The following is an 18,082-nucleotide window of genomic DNA, read 5'->3' as shown; positions in this document are numbered from 1 at the left end:
ACCAAGAGGCGGGCAACTCTAACAGAATTCACATCCGATTTCTGTGACCTCTGTGTGGGACAAGTGTTACCCAAAAGATTTATATTGTTATGGTTCGGTTTTTGCTATTGCGTTCCAATTTGTGGCTTGATATTAGTGCACATGTCGGGTTGGCGTGTTTTTTCCAACATTTATCACGAACAGTATGACCGCTTGGTAAATGGTTGAAAAAATAAGCACAAATGGCGACTGGACAAGCAAGGAATGCGGTAAAAAGGGAAAATTAAGTGTAAAGCTTAGTTTACGGCTCAGGTGAGAGCGACAATTTAAAAGCAGTAATAATAAATAGAGCGCTGACGAGGTATATCTTGAGCAAACGTTTAACCCCAACCGACACGTTAAGTCTCGGTTTCATGACTTTCGCATTTTTCTTGGGTGCGGGTAACATCATCTTCCCACCATTGGCTGGCATGATGGCTGGTGAAAACATGGTTCCAGCAATGCTGGGCTTTTTGGTTACTGCAGTAGGCCTGCCACTTATTGGTTTGATTGCAGTAGCTAAAGTAGGCGGTGGTATCTCCACCATGACCAAACTGCTGCCTTCTTGGGTAGGTATCGCCATTGCAATGGCTATCTACATCGTTATCGGTCCTGCGTTTGCAACACCGCGTACTGGCTTGGTTGCTTACGAAATCGGTGTGGTACCGTTCCTGTCAGAAGCGACTGATATTACCCAGTTGCTCTTTACCTTAGTGTTCTTCTCAGTAGCGCTGCTGCTGGCGTTGAACCCCGGTAAGCTGATGGACATCGTTGGTAAAATTCTAACCCCTGCGTTAATCGTATTGTTGTTGGTATTGGCTGCATCGGTAGTGATTAACCCACAAGATGCCATCGGCGCAGCGACGGGACCATGGATTGAAGATGCGTTTAGCAATGGTTTCCTTGAAGGCTACATGACCATGGATGCGCTGGGCGCATTGATGTTCGGTACGCTGATTGTTGATGTTTTACGTCGCAAAGGCATCGAAGACAAGAAAGCGCAAGCCCGCTACCTTTCTATTGCTGCATTGATTGCAGCCACTGGTTTGACTGTTGTTTACGTATCGTTGTTCTTCTTGGGTGCAACCAGTTCAGTACTGGGTGCAGGTGCTGATAACGGCGGTGCAATCTTAACCGCTTATGTGGTTCAGGTATTCGGTCAGCCTGGTCTGGTTATGTTGGCCTTGGTTGTTGGCTTGGCATGTTTGACCACTGCGGTTGGCTTAATCTCTGCTTGTTCTGAGTTCTTTAACGAAGTTATGCCTAAGCTGAGCTACGGCCAATGGGCAACCATTATGGCTGTGCTGTGTGCCACCGTTGCAAACGTTGGTTTGGCTCAGTTGATCAGTATCTCCATCCCAGTGCTGTTTCTTATCTACCCAATGGCAATGGCGCTGATCTTCTACGCATACGCTCGTGACAACATCAGCCAGCAGAAGACTGTTCTGACGGTATTGATTGCAACCACTGCATTTGTTGGCTTGTTGAGCGCATTGAACGTAGCGGGTTTTGCAACTCCGTTTGTTGAACTGTTTAACTTCTTGCCACTGTTTGATAAGCACTTGGCTTGGGTACCGCTAACTGCCGTTATCCTGATCGCTGGTGGTTTCTACAAGCGTGGTCAAGCTCAGCTGGCTGAAGCGAAGTAATAGACATCAATGGTGTTAATCAGCCCGGCCTCAATGGCCGGGCTTTTTTATGCCTGTGTCGTAGTTAGCTGTTGAAGTTTATCTTAAGGCTTCGGCTTTACCGATTGCGGTGCTTTAGGGAAGGGTGCCGCGGTGGCGACGGCACATTGTTGTATGCATTAGGGGGGGCTTCGCCCCCCTTTGCAATCCCCCTGCCTTAGGTCGCAGTTCAAAGCGCTTCGCTGGACTGCTCCAATGTGGCAGAAGGTCAACGGCGGTAGTGCTTTGCTCTCGTATCAACACTCGCCTAGCCGCTGAACAGTATTGGCAACAACACTTAGTTGCTACATGGCCTTTTGATTGGTTAGTTTTTAGCTGAAGTGGTGTTTGTAACTATCGCTTTGAACAGCAGTGCCTACTTCTCTGGCTTCCCCTTTATCCAGAATCTCGAAAAACGTTGCGTCTTTTTTCGCTGACCTGCGTCTTTGTAGGGTAACCCCAACGTTGGGGGTGATTAAAACCCTTGGAGACTTCTATGACTCAGTTCAACCCTTTGTCCAGCTACGGCCAAAACAGCTTTATTAAATCCAAACCATCAATGTTAACTGGCATCTATGGCAGCACCGATGTGTTTCCATATTGGGTAGCAGATATGGACTTTAAGGTCGCTGAGCCTATCAGTTCGGAGCTCAAGCGTTTAGTCGACCGTGGCGTTTACTCCTATGAGTTTAATCAAGACGCGTTGTTTCAGGCGATGGTTAGCTGGTTTGAAAGACGCCATCACTTGATGTTGTCAGCGGACAATTTTGTTCAGGTGCCGGGGGTTTTATCGGGGATTGCGTTGTTGCTGAATCAATTTACTGAGGTTGGCGACGCAGTACTGATTCATACCCCGGCTTACCATCAGTTCTCCAACCTGATCAGTAAGGCTGAACGTACGGTCGTAACCAGTCCATTGACGCTTGTTAATGACCAATACCAGATCGACTTTAAGGGCATGGAGCAACAGATCCAACAGCAGCAGGTTAAGGCGATGATCTTGTGCAACCCCCATAATCCAACTGGGCGGGTGTGGAGTAAAGCTGAACTAACGCAGCTGGTTGCCATTGCCAAGCGCTATGACGTGCTGATCATCAGCGACGAGATCCACTCCGACATCATCTTTGCTGGCCATCAATTCACCAGCATGGCCAGTTTCGATTACCCTAAGGCAATAACACTACTTGGCTCACCAGCAAAAACCTTTGGTATGCATAGCATCTCCAACGGTTACATCTATGCCGGCAACAGTGAGCTTCTAGGGGTGATAAAGCATCAAGTTAGTGCGATGTATCTTGACCACGGCAATGCATTTAGCACTTTTGCCACCATCGTCGCGTATCAACAAGCAGAACAATGGCTTGATGGTTTGTTGGCTTACCTGCAACAGACGGTTAATTGGATTACCGCTTTTGTTAGTCAGCACATCAACGGGTTGAAGGTGTTCCAGCCACAAGGGACCTATCAGCTGTGGTTTGATTTTTCTGGGCTGGAATTGTCGCAGCAACAACTCAATATGGTGCTATTTGAGCAAGCGAAAATGGGGTTGACCCCAGGTGCCTGGTTTGGTGAGTCGAACCCAAATTTTATGCGGATGAATATCGCTACAGCACGGGAGAATATCATCGCCTCATTTGAGTTGTTGCGCGACGCCATTGATAACGTTGAAGAGAAACTGACCGCTGCTAACAAATGCCAAGGCGACCGCTCTGCCGATCAAGGTTGCTGTTAGAGCAACAACCTAAACCAGCAGGATATGAAGCCTGCGCGTCCTCGTTTATGACGTGCAGGTTCGTAATCTGAGACCGCTCTACTGAGCTAGGTATTCGGTTAGGGTTTGCTGCCATTGTGATGTAGTTCGCACCTCTAACAAGGCCTGATTGAGCTGTTCTCGAATTGGGCTGTTTTCAGGTAATACTAAACCGTAATTTTGCCGCTCAAACTGATAAGGGAGTACAGAGATCCCACTGTACTGGTCCTCGCTATCGGTGTGATTAAGGGTGTACTTCAATATCGCGTCGTCAGCGACGATAGCGCGGATTTCACCACGGGCTAGCGCCTGCATCATTCCCTCTAAATCGTCATAAGTTCGGTGGCGAATGCCTCGTTGTTGCAGGTAGCTGGAGGCGGTGCTTTCGGTTTTTGCCCCAACACGTTTGCCACGGAGATCGTTTGGGCCGCTGATGTCTGAGGTGAGTGCCCCTAAGGTAAAGGTGCTGGCTAACACAGCGGTAATACTGGCGAGGAAAAAGGTGGTGAATACGGCTAAAAGAACCGTGATTACTCTGGCAGTAAGCGTTTTAAATTCGTAGTAATTAAAGGGGCCTTTAGTGATAAAGAGCAAGCCCAAAATAAAGCCCTCTATCCCACGCCCGGCCTTGGTAGGCATCGAATAGAGCTTGTCATTGACCTTACGCTCTAAGCGGTAATAAGCAAAACCAACCACGCAGGCGATGAGTGAAACTATGCCGATCACTAACCAAAGTGTGCGGTTGGTTAGGAAGTTTTTAACCATCGACCAGACACTGCGAGGTTTAACTGCAATGGCAAGGTGGGTCTCGTAAAATGAGTGGGAAAAATCGAGCAATTGTTCTCTTTCGGGCGTGATCGAGATACAGGAAACACCGACCTGAAGGTTGTTGTTACTAACCTGTTCGAGCAGGTCTTCGAGCTCGTGTTGGCTGACCTCATACTCAAGCTGCAGCCGCTGCGCAATCTGTTGCCACAGTAATAAACTCAAGCCACGAAAGCTGCCGTCGTCATTTTCGATAACGAACGGAGGGCAGTTGTAGCTACCAACTTTGAATGACGTTTGCGCCGAGGCTAAGCTACTGAAAAGCAGCATTGCCCCGAGCAATAATATTGTGCTGACAGTTTGGTTGAGTCGGCGTAACTGCATCGACACCCCCTCCACAAAATTCAGGATATGGGGCTAAATATAGTGGCTGACACAAAAATGTGCGGTTGGGTAATTGCTTCGCTGTTAGTGGTAGTAATTGTAATCAGATAAGACTAAGGCTGTGCAGTAGTTAGCTGTTGAAGTTTATCTTAAGCCTTCGGTTGCACCGATTTCGGTGCTTTAACAGTATTGGAAAGAACAACACTTAGCTGGTACACAGCCAAAACTAAGCCCACCAGAGTGGGCGTAGTAATAAGGTTAAGACTGCTCATGGCTCCGCCGTAACGGATGAGCCACACCGCCCGGGCGCCACCACCAGCGGAAAAGGCGTTTCACATCATCGAGAATGATGTACAGCGCTGGTACCAAGATCAACGTAACTGTGGTGGAAAACAGGATTCCGAACGCCAACGACACCGCCATTGGGATCACAATCTGCGCCTGCAGGCTGGTTTCCATGGTAATAGGCACCAAACCGAGGAAGGTGGTGAGCGAGGTTAAGATGATCGCCCGGAAACGTTCGGTGCCCGCTTGCTGCACCGCCTCTTTTAACGCCAACCCCTGAGCTCGAGCTTGGTTAACAAAATCGACCATAATCAACGAGTCATTTACCACCACACCAGCCAAGGCGATGATGCCGAACACGCTAAGCATGGAGATATCCAGACCGAGAATCACGTGGCCAAATACAGCGCCAATCATGCCAAATGGGATCACCGACATAATGATCAACGGTTGGCTATAGGAGCGCAGCGGGATAGCCATTAACGCGAAGATGGTGAATAGGGCAAAGAAGGCGCCTTCAATCACCAGTAGGGTATTCTTTGCGTCCTCTTCTGCGGAACCATCTAAAGCGGTGGTCATGCCGTTATAGCGTTCCCGCAACTTCGGAATATAGTCTTGGTTAACCTCTTTAGTTACCTTACTTGGTTCAATACGGGCTTTATCTGCACGCGCTTGAACGGTAATGGAGCGAACGCCGTCGGTACGGTTGATAGTGGCGTAGCTCTTGGCTAACTCAATCTCAGCGACACTAGAGAACGGAACTTCATTCCCGGAAGGAGTGCGAATGCGCATGTTTTCTAGGTGACCAATGGTACGGCGTTGATCCTCTGGGTAACGCACCATCACCTTTATTTCTTCCTTGTTACGCAGGATTCGCTGCGCCTCATAACCGAAGAAGCCCCAACGCACCTGACGGGCTAAGTCGGACAAGGTTAACCCCAGCGCTTCAGCCTCTGGGCGGATGGCCAAGCGAACCTCTTGGGCACCGGAAGAGAAGGTGTCTTGGATATCGAATAGGCCGTCGTAAGTGCCAAGGTGCTGTTTGAGTTCAGCAGCTGCCGCGACCAATTGATCGAGATCGTTGCCGTTAAGGCGGAACGCTACATCGGAACCAGAATCGTTGGTGGAGGCGATAACGTCTAAGGTTTTTACCCCAACCAGCTCTGGCATATGCTCGCGCCAATCTGAGGCGATGGTAACCGCATCGATGCTACGCTCTTCGCCTTTTACCAATTCAATAACCATGCTGGCGTTGGTACGCGAGCCTAAGAATACAAACGAGTGGCGTAGGATCTCTTCGCCAATCTCACTCTTAATACGCTCATTGGTTTCAAATAGTGAATCTTCTAACTGCTGCACCACCTTAAGGGTCGATTGCTCCGACATTCCCTGTTCCATCTCGAGCTGCACTCGGACAAAATCAGACGGAATGTCAGGGAATATAATGGTGCGCACATGGCCAGTGCCGAGTAAGGTGGCACAGATAACAATGAGACCAAGAAAGAAGGTTAGCACGCTATAACGACGGTTCATCATCACCGCCATTGCCGGTTTGTAACGGTTGTAAATTAGGCTCTTTAGGGCGGCATCAAACCACTTTTTAAAGCGTAACCATGGGCCGAAACCGGTACCCGGTTGCGTAGGCTTCATGTGACCCAAGTGGGCCGGTAAGATCAGCTTTGATTCTACCAAAGAGAAAGCCAAACAGAGGATAACCACCAGACCAATGGCTTTTCCCACTACACCAAGGAAACCGGTGATGACAAGCATTGGGATAAACGCGGCGATGGTGGTTAAAACCCCGAAGGTAGCGGGCATAGCGACCTTATGGGTGCCTTTGATCACCGCTTCCATACTGTGGCCATCTTTCTCAGTCTGGGCGTAGGCGGACTCACCGATAACGATGGCATCATCGACCACTATCCCGAGCACCAAAATAAAGCCAAATAGGGTGATCATATTGATGGATAGACTGAATGGTTCCATCGGCATCGCTAGCATCGCGCCAAGGAAGGCGATGGGTAAGCCAAGCATCACCCAAAATGCGACCTTAAGCTGCAAGAAAATGGCTAGCACGATGAATACTAACAGTGCGCCCATTGCCATGTTTTCCAGCATCATATTGAGACGACCAGATAGGAACTGAGATAGATCCCCCCAGTAATCGACGACCACATCAGCGCCAAGGTTTTCTTGTTTGTTGGCTACGTACTTCTTAACGATATTGGCGATGGCAAGGGCGTCCTCATTGCCAACGCTGAGCACTTCGACCACCACTGATTTCTGTCCATCAAAACGGGTGTAGCCTAAGCGCTCTTCAAAGCCATCATTGATGTTTGCTACGTCAGCCAACATCAATCGACTGCCGTCAGGGCGGGTGCGTAATACGATGCGCTCAAAGTCGTATTGGTCGTAGGCTTGGCCATCAATCCGCAGCTGAATATCACCATCCTTAGCACGGATAGAGCCGCCAGGAAGGAGAATGCTGGAGTTGTTAACCGCCGCTGCAACGTCATCAAAAGTCAGTGAAAACTCTCGTAACTTATCTTCGGATACTTCAATGGCGATTTCGTAATCTTTGGCTCCGAGCAGATCAGCACGACTGACACCGGGGAGGGAGGTGATCTCATCGCGGATCACCTTACCAAGCTCTTTTAGTTCGGTGGCGGTGAGGTTGTCACCTGCGACGGAAACCCACATCACTTCGGCTTCAGGTTTGATTTGGTAGATCTGCGGTTGCTCGATGCTGTCGGGGAACGTAGAGATAGCATCAACTTGCAGTTTTACTTCATCGAGAATGTCCTTCGGGTCAAACTCATCTTCCACCTCAATGGTTACGCTGCCACTGCTTTCACGGGCGCTGGAGCGGATCTTTTTGATTCCCTCAATGTTTTTCACCGCCTCTTCTATCTTGATGGTGATTCCTTCCTCGATCTCCTGCGGTGCGGCGCCAGGGTAGGCCACAACCACTTGCACCATGTTGAGTTCGAATTTAGGGAAGATCTCTTTGTTGATGGTTGCGGCAGAGAATAGCCCGCCGATGATAAGCACCCACATTAGTAGATTGGCTGCAACGCTGTTACGAGCAAACCAAGAGATAATGCCTTTATTAGTTAGGTCGGTTTGGCTGGTCATTACTGCGTCCCTACCGTCGCCATTTGGGCATTGTTAGTTGAGCTATCTTGCGGTGCGTCATCGGGCAGTTTTTCACCGGCAACCTTAACCTTACGGCCGTTATCAACCCCGTTTAGCGCATTTAGGCTTAGGCGTTCGCCGTTGCTTATGTTAGCGCGAAAATAGACCTGCTCGAGATCGGCGCGGACGATATCAACCGAGCGCAGCTCAATCGTATTGTCGGGTTTAACCACGGTAATGCGACCACCGCGAACCGCATGGCGCGGCAAATTCACCAAGCCATCGACGTTAATACCTTCAATGCGAGCGTTAACGAAGGCTCCATATTGCAGTGACTGGTCGTGTTTATTGGTGAGGTTGTAGGGGTCGCTCATCTCGGCAACGAGATAGATCATGCGGTTGTCGGGGTTGATCTCCCCTTCACTGCGAACCAAGGTGGCTTGCCACTGCAAGGTTTTCGAGCCGACTTGGTGACTTAATACCACTTCACCACTGTTAACGCTGTCGAGGAAGTTGAGTTCGTCCGGTGCTACCGGTAAGCGGATTTGCGCAACGTCAGTACCGTTGATGATACCGAGGTTGTTGCTGATGTTGATGTATTGGCCTAAATCCACACTGCGGGATGAGATCATGCCATCAAAGGGAGCACGGATCTGGGTGCGCTCGAGATTACGTTGAGCCCGTGCAAGCCCGGCTTCTGCGCTGCGAACATTGGCTTTCTCTTGCGCGAGTTGTGGCTTGCGTAGACCTAATTCCGGAGGGATCCCCTCAATCACCCCTTGCCACTCCTCTTTAGCGACTCGACCGCGAGCGATCTCCTCCTCTAATTGGGCATTGGCTTGAGCGAGGTTCGCTTCTGCTTGGATCAGATCGGCCTGATAATCGGCCGGTTCAATGTGTGCCAGCAATTGGCCTTTGCGAACAAATTGACCAACTACAAACTCTGGTGCTAGTTGAATCAAACGGCCGCTGACTTCAGCCACTAATTGGGTTTGTCGCTTAGGCTCAACCACGCCGTAGGATTGTAGAGAGAGCTGAAAAGATTGTGGTTCTACTGCAACCACATTAACTATTGGCAGAGACTGTTTAACTGCCTTTTTCTCTTTTTCTGGGGCAAACTTAGCCAACAATAGGGCAATAACCATAATCGCGACCAAGATGGTCACCATTGGCAGTAAGCGGCGAATCCATAGACCCATTGTATTAATCCTTTAAGTGCACTGTGGCATTTTGTGACGGTAATTTAACATCTACACCATCGGTAGAAAGTGTCGAATTGTAAACAGGTATGGCAAAAGGCTGAAAGCAGCGTCGATATTTTGCTAAAAACTAAGTGAATTCAACGATAACAATAGATGACAAACGAACAATTAATTGAGCAGTTTTGCGACGACTTATGGGCTCAGCGAGGTCTGTCTGATAACACGCTTTCGGCTTATCGAGCCGATCTGAACCACCTGCTGCGATCGGTCGGCATCAACAGCAATCTGCTCGACATCGGCAGCGATGGCTTGCAGTGCTATATGGCTAAGCGACTGGAGCAAGGGTTGGCTAAGTCATCGACGGCACGCTGCCTAACTACCCTTAAACGTTTCTATGGTTATGCTACGGTGAAGAAGCTGATAACGATCGATCCAACGGTTAATCTTGGTCGTCCCAAGCTGGAGAAGAAGCTGCCTGATACCCTGACTGAGCAAGATATCGATGCACTGCTTGATGCACCGCAGTTAGACGATCCAATTCAGCTGCGCGACAGCGCCATGCTGGAGCTACTGTATGCTACTGGTTTACGAGTGAGTGAGTTAACTGGATTGCAGCTCGAGCAACTGGGGCTGCATCAAGGGGTCGTGCGAGTTATTGGTAAAGGCGGTAAAGAGCGCTTGGTTCCAATGGGGGAGGAAGCGCAAAGTCGAATTGAACTCTATCTACGGGAAGCTCGAGGGCTGCTACTGGGGCTAGGTCGCTCTGATGTGGTGTTTCCGAGCCAGCGTGGTACTCAGATGACTCGGCAGACGTTTTGGTATCGTATCAAGCATTATGCGCAAGTAGCGGGGATCAGCAAACCGCTGTCGCCGCATACATTGCGCCATGCCTTTGCCACTCATCTGCTTAATCACGGTGCCGATCTGCGAGTAGTGCAATTGCTGCTAGGACATAGTGATCTATCTACCACTCAGATATATACACATGTGGCTCAAGCACGATTACAAGAGCTACATCACTTACACCACCCTCGTGGATAGTAAACTTTTACAAATTCCAGTAACTTTTTCCTGAATATTCAGGTCTACTTAACCACCAGTTGTTTTGAGGAATATCCGCAGCATGAAAAAAAGTTTGAGTTCATTGTTGGTTGGCGCGCTGCTCGCGGTTGCCACCGGTGTCAATGCCAGCGATGACATCGCTACTAAAATCGCGACTAAAGTAGCTGATAGCTTGAATGTTACGGTTAACAAGGTCGTTCCTTCGCCAGTCAATGATATCTATCAGGTCTACAGTGACAAAGGCGTTTTCTACGTAACCGCCGATGGTAGCAAGATGTTCCACGGCAACCTTTACGACCTGGACAACGGTTTAACTAACCTGACGGATCAAGCGATGAGCGAAGTTCGTCGGCAGGAGCTCGCCGCTACCGCTGGTACCACCATCGACTATCCAGCCCAAGATGAGAAATACGTGGTAAATGTGTTTACCGATATCAGCTGTGGTTACTGCCGTAAATTGCACAATGAGATGGCAGAGTACAATGCGCTAGGCATTACCGTTCGTTACCTCGCATACCCACGTAATGGTCGTAATGCGCCAGCGTGGCAGCAGATGGAGCAGGTATGGTGTGCGGCAGATCCACAAGATGCACTGGATAACGCTAAGGCCAACATCAAGATGTCTGGCACCAGCAACTGTGACGCAGCCCAGAACGTTGCGATGCACCACTCGCTCGGTGGCAGCTTTGGTTTGAGTGGCACCCCTGCTATCGTGCTGGAAGACGGCACCATGCTAGGCGGCTATTTGCCACCAGCCAAACTGTTGGACGTACTCGAGAAGTAACGGCAGCTTTGCAGTTCAAAAGGCACCGCATTAGCGGTGCCTTTTTTGTAGCTGCCAGGAGCGAGTAATGGCTGCGCCATCGCACTGTGATACAACCTGTTAAAGCACAGTCGTCATTATCGCGTTAGGCTGAAACCTCAGCCGGCAACCACGATACCGCCTTAAATAACGGCGACTGAGAAGATGTTCTGGACGAAGTAAAGGCAGAGCCAACAGCCCAATGCCGCGATAATCGGGGTGAAGCACCAACCGGTAACCACCCGGCCTAATGTGGCCCATTGAATCGGTAAGCGTTTCAGCATGCCGACGCCAATAACCGCACCAATGACCGCTTGAGAGCTGGAAACCGGTACTAGTGGGATCGTCGGTAACCCGTTATTGGCGAGTAGATCGGACAGCCCTTGTGACGAGAACAAAAACAACACAATCGAGTGCGACATAACCACTACAAAGGCAGTGAGTGGGGTCATTGGAATTAAACTGTCACCAACGGTCATCATTACTCGTTTTGAATAGGTATAAACGCCAACGCTAATAGCTATGCCGCCAAGTAGAAATAACTGCATTACAGCGGTGAATTCAACGCCGAGAATGAACTTGGTTGCAAACGGTGCACTGGGAACAAAGACCCCCATGACATTAGCAATATTGTTGGCCCCAAGGCTGTATGAGCCAAACGCCCCAGCCAATAACAGGCCAATTCTTGTCCAGTTATCTAAAGCAAACAACCCCGGTCTGGTTTGATTGATGATCCCAGCAAGCAACTTGTACAGCATGATAGCGGTAACAAAGGAGAGGAGCGGGCATACCATCCACGTAGTGACAATCTTGGTTAGCACCGCACTATCGGTTTCGGTATGGCTGAATAGGTTCCAGCCAATAATCGCCCCGACAATGGCTTGGCCTGTGGAAACTGGTAAGCCCCATTTAGTCATTAGATAGACCGTTAACGCAGCACTCAAGGCCACGGTAAAGGCACCGCCCATGGCGGTAATTTGGCCAAGTGAGCCAAGGGTGTGGGATGCGCCAGCACCACTGATAACAGCACCTAAAATCACCATTATCGAGCAGATAAGCGCGGCAGTGCCGAACCGTATCATGCGTGATCCAACAGCGGTGCCAAACACATTAGCCGCGTCGTTAGCCCCTAAAGACCAGCCGAGAAACAAGCCACTGGAAAGGAAGATTATAATACTGATGTCCATCTCTACTCCCGCTACTGTAAGCGTTTTAGGGTGAAGATAGAGATCCGGTCGCTAATGTCCTCAGCGAGGTTGGCTACGGCATCGATACGGTCGAAGAAATAACGGAGTTGTACTTTATGGGTGAGTTCTAAGTCACTCGAGAATAAGATGGTTTTCGCCTTGATGCACATGCTGTTGGCATCGCTTTCAAATAAGATTACCTTTTGATGGTATTCCTGTACACGCTGTAAATCAGTGAGAAAGCTTTTGGCACATAGCACGGTATGATCCAAGGTATCGCCAACAATCTGGATCTGCGCCAATAGTGAAGGGTGCACCTCGCTTGGGACAGTAGGCTGCTCTACTTTAAGGTGAATCCCAATGGTTTCTTGTAGGTTAATTAGTTTATCTGCTTGATCAATCAGTAGTGCAACATCTGCCCGCAGATCAGGAATCAAGGTGCCACCATACAAACGAGCATCAATTTGGCGCTGCAAATCATCTGCTTTACTTTCGATCTGGCTTAAACTCGCGAGAGTTTGGTCGAAGTCGGCACATTGTGCCCCTTGGGTTAAATAGATTTGCCACAGTTGCATAAATTGATGGTGAGCAGCGGTAACGCAATCGAAGAACTGGAAGATGTGTGACTCAGTTGTTTTGCTTTGGCTGAATAATGACTGAGCCTTGGTAAACCACATAGTTGGCCTCCATCGGCATAACAATAAGATAAAATAGGGGTTAAACCTCTAACCCCTTAATCAGGGAGAACTTAATTAGCGGCAGGTGACTATTGGAAGCCCTTAGACATTCCAAATGTGGCCTTAGTTTTTGAGCCGGTGTGCATATCTTTGGTTAACCCAGTTGCTTCAACTTGTTCACTTAAGAAGTTGTACGCTTCGGTTAGTGCCGCGCGGTCTTTAGCTAAGCCTTTAAATGAAAAATCAGAGAAATAGGCTCGTGGTTTGCGGTAGTACGGAGTCCAGACCTGAAAGTCGACTTCAATGTTGTCGAAGCGTTCATCAGTCATAAAGCCTTCCCAGCCATAAGTGCGCATTACTACGGTCTGTTGTAAGTCACTCTTATGCTGCGGCAAGATATCTTTGACTAATGCCCATGCATCTTTATTGCGCTTGATTTGAGCAATAATCTTGCTGAAGTCCAGCGACTTTACATCGATCTCGTCCGGTGAATATTTGATGTCATAACTAACGCTGTACTTATCACCGGATTTACCGACATCAATTTCAGCCTTTTTATAGCCAGATACGTCGCCAAACCCCAGTGGCTCTGTAGCTCTTAACTTAACCGTGATTTTGCTTTTACGCGGTTTGGTGACGTGCTCTCGCACTCTGATCTGCAGATTACTGGCAGCCAGAATTCTGGATGGAGTGTCGAAGTAAGTGACCAGTTTTTCAGATGGGCTTTGGTCAAACTTGATGAATGAAAACCTTTGCTTGAACTGATCGGTTAAGGTATCGGTAGCATAAGGTAAGGTGGTACCCGTGCCAGTATTTACTGCAAATTCAATCTTGTCGAAATGAGATTTGGTCAGAGCCTGTGCACCGCTGCACAGGCAAAGGCTGATCAAACCCGCAAGGATTGGGTTAAATCGCATGGTTTACTCCTAGTTAGAAGGCAAAGTGAAGTCGAGCTTGAACGATGTTGGTGTCTTGCGAGCTATAGTCGTCTTTCACCTTGTTGTCTGCTTCTGCATCGATATAGTTGAACTGCATCTTTAGGTTGTCTTCCATGTACCAGTTCACACCGACAACCCATGTATCTAAGTCACCACCGTATTTCATGTGGTCTTCAAGGAAGTTAGCTTGTTCGTAACGAGCAGCAATCTCCCATGCGCCCCAACCACCATCTGATAGCGCTGATGCTGGACGCGGAGATTTCAATACCCCTTTCTTACCGCTATAACGCCATTGTTCACCGGTTAGAATGTAAGAGGCGGTAACGTAGAAAGCGTCAACTTCAACATCTTCTAGGGATGAACCGTCGTCTTCGTCAAATTGGTCTGCTGTCGACGCCATATATTCGCCGCGCAGTAACATATTGCGATGTTGATACATCGCTTCAACGCCATAGGTTTGACTGCCATCTGAAGCGAAATTGCCGGTATCAACCATGCGCCCAACGGGTTTCGACGCTGAGCGAGCACGGTAACGAGTTTCCTGGCTACCTTCGTCTAAGTCCATCAGCATGTAACTGGCGCCAAGGTGGAGCAAGTTGTCGTTATTTTTGATTGGGGTGTAGGTAGCTCGAGCTGTGTAGAATGTGCTCTCGCCGTAGATTGATTCCTCATCGAGGCCAACTTCGGTGACCACCTCAATTGGGTTGCCATCTTCGTCGAGCAGTTCAGTGGTTTCTACTTCCGTAATGCTCTCATCAGTTTCGGAATAATCTAAACCCATACCCAAGGCAAGGTTCCAGTTGTTACCGACGTAACGCCACTGCACACCGAGGGCGCGATCGGCTGAGAACACATCAACAGAAGGGCGTTCCATCATGATTTGATGGGCTGAACTTTGGGTATTAGCTAAACCAAAACCATATTTTTGGAAACCCAGAATAAGCTTTTGATCCTGCCAGCCGTTGAAGGCGACTTTGGCGTCTTTAACATCGACTTCAGAATCAGCGAAATCAAGTTCGATTTCATATTCCCAATCTCGGGCAAATTGCCCTTCTAAGCCTAAGCGTAAACGGCGAATGTTGGTGTCTTTCATCGCTTCGGTATCAGCCGCCTTTTTGCCGGTCTGCATTGCGTCGGCATCAACATAGTCAGCTTGAATACGAGCTTTGAACTCCATGGTGGTACGGCCGTCTTTTGAGATCAATTCAGGAGATGGTGAGGTCTTTTTGAATTTTAAGCGGTCGGTTTTTTTAGCCGCATCTCGCGCTTCAATTAATTCAATTTCAAGCGCCTCCATGCGTTGTTCTAACTCAAGCAACTTATCGCTGTCCGATGCCATTACATTAGAAGCGAAGCCGCTGACTGCAAATGAAACTGCGAGTGCGATGGAGCTAATTTTATAACGAGCCATGTTATATACCCTCCGATGGAGTTCATCCATTTCGTTTTTTATAAGAAGTAAAACTTCTAAGTTCGAGATAAATCATAAAGATGTAACGAGAAGAACAATGTGATCTCGCTCAATTAATTCCAACCTAAACTTACACTTTTGGGGTATTTTATTGAATGGGGTTCGACGTAATGAAAATGACATGAGTTCACTTTTCAAAAGAATGAAATGTGCTAATGAGGCGGGTTTGAATGTGATTTATTTGGGAGGGTTTATTTGTTTTATACGATGTATTCCTTGACGGCTAACATGAATTCTATAGGTTTTACTGATGTTTATATTGTCTTGTTGTAGGTCTATGGTTACGAATATGGTGTGCACATGCTGTACATTGAGCTTACGCAATTGTTGGTTATCTTGATGCCAAAACTGTTTTAAATTACTTGGTAGTAAACGCAGCTGCTTACTTAAGTTTATTGTTAGTTTATCTTCAAACTTTAAGGGGTTGTCGTGGTGTGGCCATGCCATTTGGTAGCAACGTCGAAAGCACCAAACTGAAACCACTCTAGAGCTATGACCTGAGCGCACTTTTTTTACTAGGTTGGCCAGTTCCTCACGTAGACGTTTACCTGAAAGACGAAAGTAGCTTTCGCTAACTTGTACCCATTCCTGTTTAGTTGCGCCGTTACTTAAGCGATATTTGTGTTGGTTAAAATGGCGAAGGTATTTTTCTAAAAGATATTCACGACCAAGTTCTTTGAGTCGATCTTTAAATATGTAAGACACCACCAATGAAAAAAAGAACGGAGTGGTGAAGTTGCCAAAGGCCCGTTGAGTTGCAAAGGCGATCCCAGTGGCAAATGCCATGGCACTGGCTGCTGCAATCCCAAAAATCAATTGCTGTGCAAATCGACCGCTACTTAACATCTGCCTTTCGAGTGTAAATGGGCGATTAACGATCCGCTCAGACAACTGTAATTTGGCCAGCAGTGTTTCACGGCTATTATCGTCATTGCCGCTCAAGCCGAAATTATGGTTAATGCAATAACGGTGGATGCGATCGCTACGACGGTTAAGAGCTCGTGACAACGCCTTATTAGCATTATGGCGTTCGCGCAAAAGCGCTTGATGGTAATTGAACAACACAATGTGCTGGGCCATTGCAAAACGCTTTTTGGTCGGTGCTGTTGCTGAGGTGAGCCGCAGTACGCTAAATAACATCGGCATCATTGCCAACAACGCTGCTCCGTTCGCTTGTTTGAATTGCTGCAATAGGTGATTGACGACAGCGGCTAACGCCAGCGGATAATGCTCTTTATCGGCACTGGATAACGCCAGTTGATATTGTTGCAGTAGATCCGGCCACTGTTGTGGCATGGGTTGCAGACGTTGGGTTTGCAGGAGGTTGCTGTAAAAACTAGTGCCGTTATTTGAGGCGCTGTCTATTGCCAGTATTGAGGGGGCATAGAGATGCATCTGCCATTGAGCTTTTCGGGTTGAACGGCCCAGCTCCAACTCAAGTTGCAGGTGATACTTGTCGGCAATAGACAGCGTGAACACAGATTACTTGTCCCAACGAGTAAACGGTGTCTTCATCAACATGGAGTTGTAGTAGCGCACGTCACCAGTTACTTCTTCGGCCAACCATGTTGGCTTTACTACTGTTTGTTGCTCTGAGTCCAGCTCTACTTCAGCAACGGTTAGGCCGTCATTGTCGCCATAGAATTCATCTACTTCGTAGGTATGCTCGGCAAACTTCACTAAATAGCGGGTTTTATCGATTACACCTGGTTCGCAGATCTCAAGCAGCGACTTGGCTTCTTCTAAAGGGATCTCTTGTTCCCATTCAAAGCGAGAAGCACCGCTGGCGCTGCCGATTCCTTTTATGGTTAGGATCCCGGTCTCACCCTTAATCCGTACTCGAACAGTACGCTCTGGCACACTGCTGAGGTAGCCTTGGATAATGCGTGTTTGTTTGTAGGCCAGTGCTTTATAGCTGTCATCTTTTACTAAGTACTTTCTTTCAATCTCTAAGCTCATAATCAGCCCCCAAATTAGTTTGCTAGTGGTGCCGGATTCATACCGATAACGCGTTTGATCGCTTGCAGGTAGTTGATGTTTTCAACCCCTTCTAAACCGACCGCAGTGATGGTTTTTTGGATGTCTTCTAACTCGGTAGATTCGGAGTTGATGCTGGTAATTTGTGCGCCGTTGACTAAAACTTTGGCGACTTCGCAGATGGTGTTGTTGACCATGTAGCCATAGCGTTCTTTGTGGATTCTGACCGCTTGTAGATCGGCATGAGCATTGATTAGGCCGATAAACTCGTCGTAGCTGTAACTGTCTTGACTGAACAAAGGTGCATCCACCATAAAGGCAGGAAAGATCTCTTCTTGCAACTGTTGGCGCGTTACTGGGAATTCAGCTTTTAGTTTTGGATCCCACTGTTCTAAACCATCTTTGGCTTGAACAAAGGTTTTAATATCCATTTTTCCGTCTCGGATTTTAGTGTTATTGACATCGTTGGTTCGCGACACAATGTAGATCTCGTCGCTATGACGACACCATACCTTTTCAGGTACCGGTGTAGATAAGCGAGCCATCCGCTCTGCTTGGGCGTCGAATTGTTGGCCAAAGGTGCGAAATTCAAATCGTGGTTTAGAGATCTCTCCGATCTTTAGTTCTGCCATTAAGGTGTTCCCTTTTGTCGTTATGTGATTTGTTTGTCACCGTTAATGCTAAGGAACTCAAACAAATAAAGTTGTGACTGCGATCAACAAAAAACACATTTAGTTTCAATGTGATCGTACACTTATTGTT

14 protein-coding genes are annotated in these 18,082 nt (G+C 48.1%); 4 read left to right on the top strand and 10 right to left on the bottom strand.

All coding sequences use genetic code 11. From position 1 onward, the window contains the following. The first annotated feature begins 347 nt into the window (after positions 1-347). Positions 348-1,667 carry a branched-chain amino acid transport system II carrier protein gene (gene brnQ / locus HER31_RS11510; RefSeq protein WP_168660717.1) on the top strand — a complete coding sequence of 440 codons (1,320 nt, stop codon included), beginning with the start codon at positions 348-350 and terminating at the stop codon, positions 1,665-1,667. A 514-nt stretch (positions 1,668-2,181) separates the two neighbouring features. Further along, positions 2,182-3,417, top strand: a complete 1,236-nt coding sequence (locus HER31_RS11505) for a MalY/PatB family protein (RefSeq protein WP_168660716.1) — start codon at positions 2,182-2,184, stop codon at positions 3,415-3,417. Positions 3,418-3,495: 78 nt separating this feature from the next. Here HER31_RS11505 and HER31_RS11500 read toward each other — a convergent pair whose 3' ends face one another. From HER31_RS11500 to HER31_RS11490, 3 genes are all read right to left on the bottom strand, one after another. Then, positions 3,496-4,584 carry a transporter substrate-binding domain-containing protein gene (locus HER31_RS11500; protein ID WP_168660715.1) on the bottom strand — a complete coding sequence of 363 codons (1,089 nt, stop codon included), beginning with the start codon at positions 4,582-4,584 and terminating at the stop codon, positions 3,496-3,498. A 258-nt stretch (positions 4,585-4,842) separates the two neighbouring features. Then, entirely contained in the window at positions 4,843-8,004 is a 3,162-nt protein-coding gene (locus tag HER31_RS11495; protein WP_168660714.1) for an efflux RND transporter permease subunit, read from the bottom strand. Then, entirely contained in the window at positions 8,004-9,203 is a 1,200-nt protein-coding gene (locus tag HER31_RS11490) for an efflux RND transporter periplasmic adaptor subunit (RefSeq protein ID WP_168660713.1), read from the bottom strand. Before HER31_RS11490 ends, HER31_RS11495 begins: the two co-directional genes overlap by 1 nt. Before the next feature lie 156 nt (positions 9,204-9,359). Between HER31_RS11490 and xerD the strand changes: the two genes are divergently transcribed. Then, the gene (xerD, locus tag HER31_RS11485; protein ID WP_168660712.1) at positions 9,360-10,247 is read left to right on the top strand and encodes a site-specific tyrosine recombinase XerD; all 888 of its coding nucleotides are present in this window, start codon (positions 9,360-9,362) and stop codon (positions 10,245-10,247) included. Positions 10,248-10,329: 82 nt separating this feature from the next. Further along, positions 10,330-11,052, top strand: coding sequence for a bifunctional protein-disulfide isomerase/oxidoreductase DsbC (gene dsbC / locus HER31_RS11480; RefSeq protein WP_168660711.1), 723 nt, complete (start codon positions 10,330-10,332; stop codon positions 11,050-11,052). 161 nt (positions 11,053-11,213) lie between these two features. Here dsbC and HER31_RS11475 read toward each other — a convergent pair whose 3' ends face one another. From HER31_RS11475 to HER31_RS11445, 7 genes are all read right to left on the bottom strand, one after another. After that, a complete protein-coding gene (locus tag HER31_RS11475) occupies positions 11,214-12,257 on the bottom strand; it encodes an inorganic phosphate transporter (protein ID WP_168660710.1) in 1,044 nt (347 codons plus the stop codon). Positions 12,258-12,268: 11 nt separating this feature from the next. Next, positions 12,269-12,934 carry a DUF47 domain-containing protein gene (locus HER31_RS11470; RefSeq protein ID WP_168660709.1) on the bottom strand — a complete coding sequence of 222 codons (666 nt, stop codon included), beginning with the start codon at positions 12,932-12,934 and terminating at the stop codon, positions 12,269-12,271. Between the two features lie 89 nt (positions 12,935-13,023). After that, complete coding sequence (locus HER31_RS11465) at positions 13,024-13,851, bottom strand: hypothetical protein (RefSeq protein ID WP_168660708.1); 828 nt, start codon at positions 13,849-13,851, stop codon at positions 13,024-13,026. A 13-nt stretch (positions 13,852-13,864) separates the two neighbouring features. After that, complete coding sequence (locus HER31_RS11460) at positions 13,865-15,283, bottom strand: OprO/OprP family phosphate-selective porin (protein WP_168660707.1); 1,419 nt, start codon at positions 15,281-15,283, stop codon at positions 13,865-13,867. 237 nt (positions 15,284-15,520) lie between these two features. Next, positions 15,521-16,822, bottom strand: a complete 1,302-nt coding sequence (locus HER31_RS11455) for a hypothetical protein (RefSeq protein WP_168660706.1) — start codon at positions 16,820-16,822, stop codon at positions 15,521-15,523. A gap of 3 nt (positions 16,823-16,825) precedes the next feature. Continuing rightward, entirely contained in the window at positions 16,826-17,302 is a 477-nt protein-coding gene (locus HER31_RS11450; RefSeq protein WP_168660705.1) for a CYTH domain-containing protein, read from the bottom strand. 14 nt (positions 17,303-17,316) lie between these two features. After that, positions 17,317-17,952, bottom strand: coding sequence for a hypothetical protein (locus tag HER31_RS11445; protein WP_168660704.1), 636 nt, complete (start codon positions 17,950-17,952; stop codon positions 17,317-17,319). Positions 17,953-18,082 lie beyond the last annotated feature (130 nt).

This window comes from Ferrimonas lipolytica (genome assembly GCF_012295575.1).
GTDB classification, from domain to species: Bacteria; Pseudomonadota; Gammaproteobacteria; order Enterobacterales; family Shewanellaceae; genus Ferrimonas; species Ferrimonas lipolytica.
This window is presented reverse-complemented; position numbering and strand designations above follow the sequence as displayed.